Origin of the sequence: Mesorhizobium sp. M7A.F.Ca.CA.001.10.2.1, assembly GCF_003998575.1 — a bacterium.
In the GTDB taxonomy this organism is placed as follows: domain Bacteria; phylum Pseudomonadota; class Alphaproteobacteria; order Rhizobiales; family Rhizobiaceae; genus Mesorhizobium.
This window is the reverse complement of the sequence record NZ_RZQY01000588.1, coordinates 1-3,917: the sequence shown is the minus strand read 5'-3', so window position 1 is coordinate 3,917 and position 3,917 is coordinate 1. Positions and strand designations below refer to the sequence as shown.

Genomic DNA, 3,917 nt, shown 5'->3' with positions numbered 1-3,917 from the left:
CGGCGGCACCGAGCCGAAGACCTTCGACGACTTCGTTGCCCTGCTCGACAAGGCCAAGGCGGCAGGCGTGATCCCGCTCGCTCTCGGCGGCCAGAACTGGCAGGAAGCCACCATGTTCGACTCCGTCGTGCTGTCGACTGGCGGACCCGAGTTCTACAAGAAGGCCTTCAACGACCTCGATGACGAATCGCTGAAGTCCGACACGATGAAGAAGTCGTTCGACAATTTGGCCAAGCTCGTCACCTATGTCGACCCCAACTTCTCCGGCCGCGACTGGAACCTTGCCACCGCCATGGTCATCAAGGGCGACGCCCTGGTGCAGGTCATGGGTGACTGGGCCAAGGGCGAGTTCAACGCCGCCAAGAAAACGCCGGGCACCGACTTCCTTTGCTATCGCTTCCCGGGCACCGACGGCTCGGTGATCTACAACTCCGACATGTTCGGCATGTTCAACGTTCCGGACGACCGCAAGGCCGCCCAGGTCGCGCTGGCCACCGCCACCCTGTCGAAGAGCTTCCAGTCGGCCTTCAACGTCGTCAAGGGTTCGGTTCCGGCCCGTACCGACGTTCCGGACACCGACTTCGACGCTTGCGGCAAGAAGGGCATCGCCGATCTGAAGGCGGCCAACGAAGGCGGCACGCTGTTCGGCTCGCTGGCCCAGGGCTATGGCGCGCCTCCGGCGGTCGCCAATGCCTATAAGGATGTCGTCTCCAAATTCGTCCATGGTCAGATCAAGACCTCGGACGAGGCCGTGACCGAGCTGGTCAAGGCAATCGACGACGCCAAGTAAGCGCCACGCGCCAAAAACCCTTCCCCGCTCCGGCGGGGAAGGCCCAGATCCGCGAACTTGGATCCGCGAAGCTGGTTGGCCGCGAGTCGACGGGAGGAGCCCATGAGCACGGTAGCGACAAGCCAGATCAAGCTGACGCCGGAGCATGCGCGGCCACGCGCCTCGGTGCGCTCACGCCTGCAGGACGCATTGCCGAAGATCGTGCTGGCGCCCAGCTTCGCCATCACCATCGTCTTCGTCTACGGCTTCATCCTGTGGACGATCTATCTGTCCTTCACCAATTCCAAGACCTTCCCGTCCTATGTCCTGACCGGCTCGCGCGCCTATCAGCGGCTGTGGGGCTGGACCTTCGACACCGACCCGCCGTCGAGCTGGTACACGTCGATCACCAATATGGGTATTTTCGGCTTTCTCTACATCGCCATCTGCCTAGCGCTCGGCCTGTTCCTGGCCATCCTGCTCGACCAGAAGATCCGCGGCGAAGGCATGTTGAGGCCGATCTATCTCTACCCGATGGCGCTGTCCTTCATCGTCACCGGCGTCGCCTGGAAATGGTTTCTCGATCCCGGCCTCGGCCTCGAGCAGACCTTGCATCAATGGGGCTGGACGAGCTTCCATTTCGACTGGATCAAGAACAAGGATTTCGTCATCTACACGGTGGTCATTGCCGGCGTCTGGCAGGCCTCCGGCTTCATCATGGCGATGTTCCTGGCCGGCCTGCGCGGCATCGACGGCGAGATCATGAAGGCGGCGCAGATCGACGGCGCCACCACCTTCCAGCTCTACCGCCGCATCGTCATCCCGCTGCTGCGGCCGATCTTCCTGTCGGCTTTCATCGTGCTCGCGCATCTCGCCATCAAGTCCTACGATCTCGTGGTCGCACTGACCAGCGGCGGGCCCGGTGGATCGGCCTGGCTGCCGTCCAACTTCATGTATGAGTACACGTTCAAGCGCAACGAAATGGCCGTCGGCTCGGCCAGTGCGGTGATCATGCTGATGACCATCGTCGCAATCATCGTGCCCTATCTCTATTCGGAACTGCGGGAGAAGCCGCGATGAGCGCCTTCACCACTCCCGCCCGCCAGGCCTCCGGCGGCGTCAACGCCAGGGTCATCAACCGCATCGTCATCTACGGGCTGCTGGCGCTGTTTGCGCTATTTTATCTGATGCCGCTGTTCGTCATGCTGGTGACCTCGTTCAAGACCATGGACGAGATCCAGAACGGCAACATGCTGGCGCTGCCCAGGGCACCGACCTTCGATCCCTGGCTGAAGGCCTGGGGCGAGACCTGCGTCGGCCTCACCTGCGCCGGCATCAAGGGCTATTTCTGGAACTCCATCAAGATGGTGGTCCCGGCTGTGCTGATCTCGACGATGCTCGGCGCGCTCAACGGCTACGTGCTGACCAAATGGCGTTTCCGCGGCGCAACGCTGGTGTTCGGGCTGATGCTGTTCGCCTGCTTCATTCCGTTCCAGTCGGTGCTGCTGCCGATGGCGACCATCCTCGGCAGCCTCGGCCGCTTCGGCGTCACGCTGCAGAATGCAACGGGAACCAGCTTTGGGCTCGGCAATCCGACCGTCAATCTGGTTTTCGTCCACGTCGTCTACGGCATCGGCTTCACCACGCTGTTCTTCCGCAACTACTACGAGGCGTTCCCCACCGAACTGGTCAAGGCGGCACAGGTCGACGGCGCATCCTTCTTCCAGATCTTCCGCCGCATCATGCTGCCGAACTCGATGCCGATCTTCGTCGTCACCGTTATCTATCAGTTCACCAACATCTGGAACGACTTCCTGTTCGCCTCGGCTTACGCCGGCACTGGCGACGCGATGCCTATGACGGTGGCGCTCAACAACGTCGTCAACACGTCGACCGGCGTCGTCGAATACAACGTCAACATGGCCGCCGCGATGATCGCGGCACTGCCCACCCTTCTCGTCTATGTGCTCGCCGGCCGCTATTTCGTGCGCGGTCTGATGGCGGGCGCCGTCAAAGGATAATCCGATGGCTTTTCTGGAAATTGATGGTTTGAGGAAGCGCTTCGGCCAGGTCGAGATCCTGAAGGGGATCGATGTCGAGCTCGAGAAAGGCGGCTTCCTGGTGCTGGTCGGCCCTTCCGGCTGCGGCAAGTCGACCTTGCTCAACACCATCGCCGGCCTGGAGACGATCACCTCGGGCGAAATCCGGGTCGACGGCCGCACCATCAACGATCTGCATCCTTCCAAGCGCGACATCGCCATGGTTTTCCAGAGCTACGCGCTCTACCCCAACATGACGGTGGCCGGAAACATCTCCTTCGGCATGGAGATGCGCGGCGTGCCGGCGGCGGAGCGCCAGAAGGCCATCGACAAGGTGGCCAAGGTGCTGCAGATCGGCCACCTCTTGCAGCGCAAGCCGAGCCAGCTTTCCGGCGGCCAGCGCCAGCGCGTCGCCATGGGCCGGGCGCTGGTGCGCGACCCAAAACTGTTCCTGTTCGACGAGCCCTTGTCCAACCTCGACGCCAAGCTGCGTGTTGACATGCGCATCGAAATCAAGCGCCTGCATGCCACCACCGGCACCACCATCGTCTACGTCACACACGACCAGATCGAGGCGATGACGCTGGCCACCAAGATCGCGGTCATGCGCGATGGCGAGGTGCAGCAGTTCGGTACGCCGGCCGAAATTTACAACAACCCGAGCAATCTCTTCGTCGCCGATTTCATGGGCTCGCCGGCGATGAACCTGATCCCGGCGACGATCGGCACGTCAGGCAACGCGCTGTCCGTCGTGCTGCAGCGCGAAGCACGAGAGCCGATCTCGCTGCCGATGGCCAATGCACCGGCCGGCCTGTCGGCATTCCAGGGCAAACCGATCATCTTCGGTGTCCGCCCCGAAGCCCTGACCGATCCGGAAGGTGCCGAGCGCAACGCCTCGCACATCGCAACCGCCGACTGTCACATCGAGGTCGTCGAACCGGCCGGCTCGGACACTTTCGCCGTCACCAATCTCGGCGGCAAGGGCGTGGTGGCGCGGCTGCGCGCCGACGCCAACATCCAGCCGGGCACCAACACGCCGCTTGCCTTCAACCTGACCAAGGCGGTGTTCTTCGACCCGGCGACCGAGACCCGTATTCGCTAATGTATGT

4 protein-coding genes are annotated in these 3,917 nt (G+C 62.5%); all 4 read left to right on the top strand.

Annotated features, from left to right (window positions below):
• The coding region (locus EN964_RS27875; protein WP_164776033.1) for an ABC transporter substrate-binding protein at nt 1-790 on the top strand (790 nt) is incomplete at its 5' end.
• 102 nt (nt 791-892) lie between these two features.
• The gene (locus EN964_RS27870; protein ID WP_127267248.1) at nt 893-1,849 is read left to right on the top strand and encodes a carbohydrate ABC transporter permease; all 957 of its coding nucleotides are present in this window, start codon (nt 893-895) and stop codon (nt 1,847-1,849) included.
• Nucleotides 1,846-2,790 carry a carbohydrate ABC transporter permease gene (locus tag EN964_RS27865; protein ID WP_127272642.1) on the top strand — a complete coding sequence of 315 codons (945 nt, stop codon included), beginning with the start codon at nt 1,846-1,848 and terminating at the stop codon, nt 2,788-2,790. Before EN964_RS27870 ends, EN964_RS27865 begins: the two co-directional genes overlap by 4 nt.
• Before the next feature lie 4 nt (nt 2,791-2,794).
• Nucleotides 2,795-3,910: an ABC transporter ATP-binding protein gene (locus EN964_RS27860; protein ID WP_023810089.1), complete on the top strand. Its 1,116-nt coding sequence runs from the start codon at nt 2,795-2,797 to the stop codon at nt 3,908-3,910.
• Nucleotides 3,911-3,917: the final 7 nt, after the last annotated feature.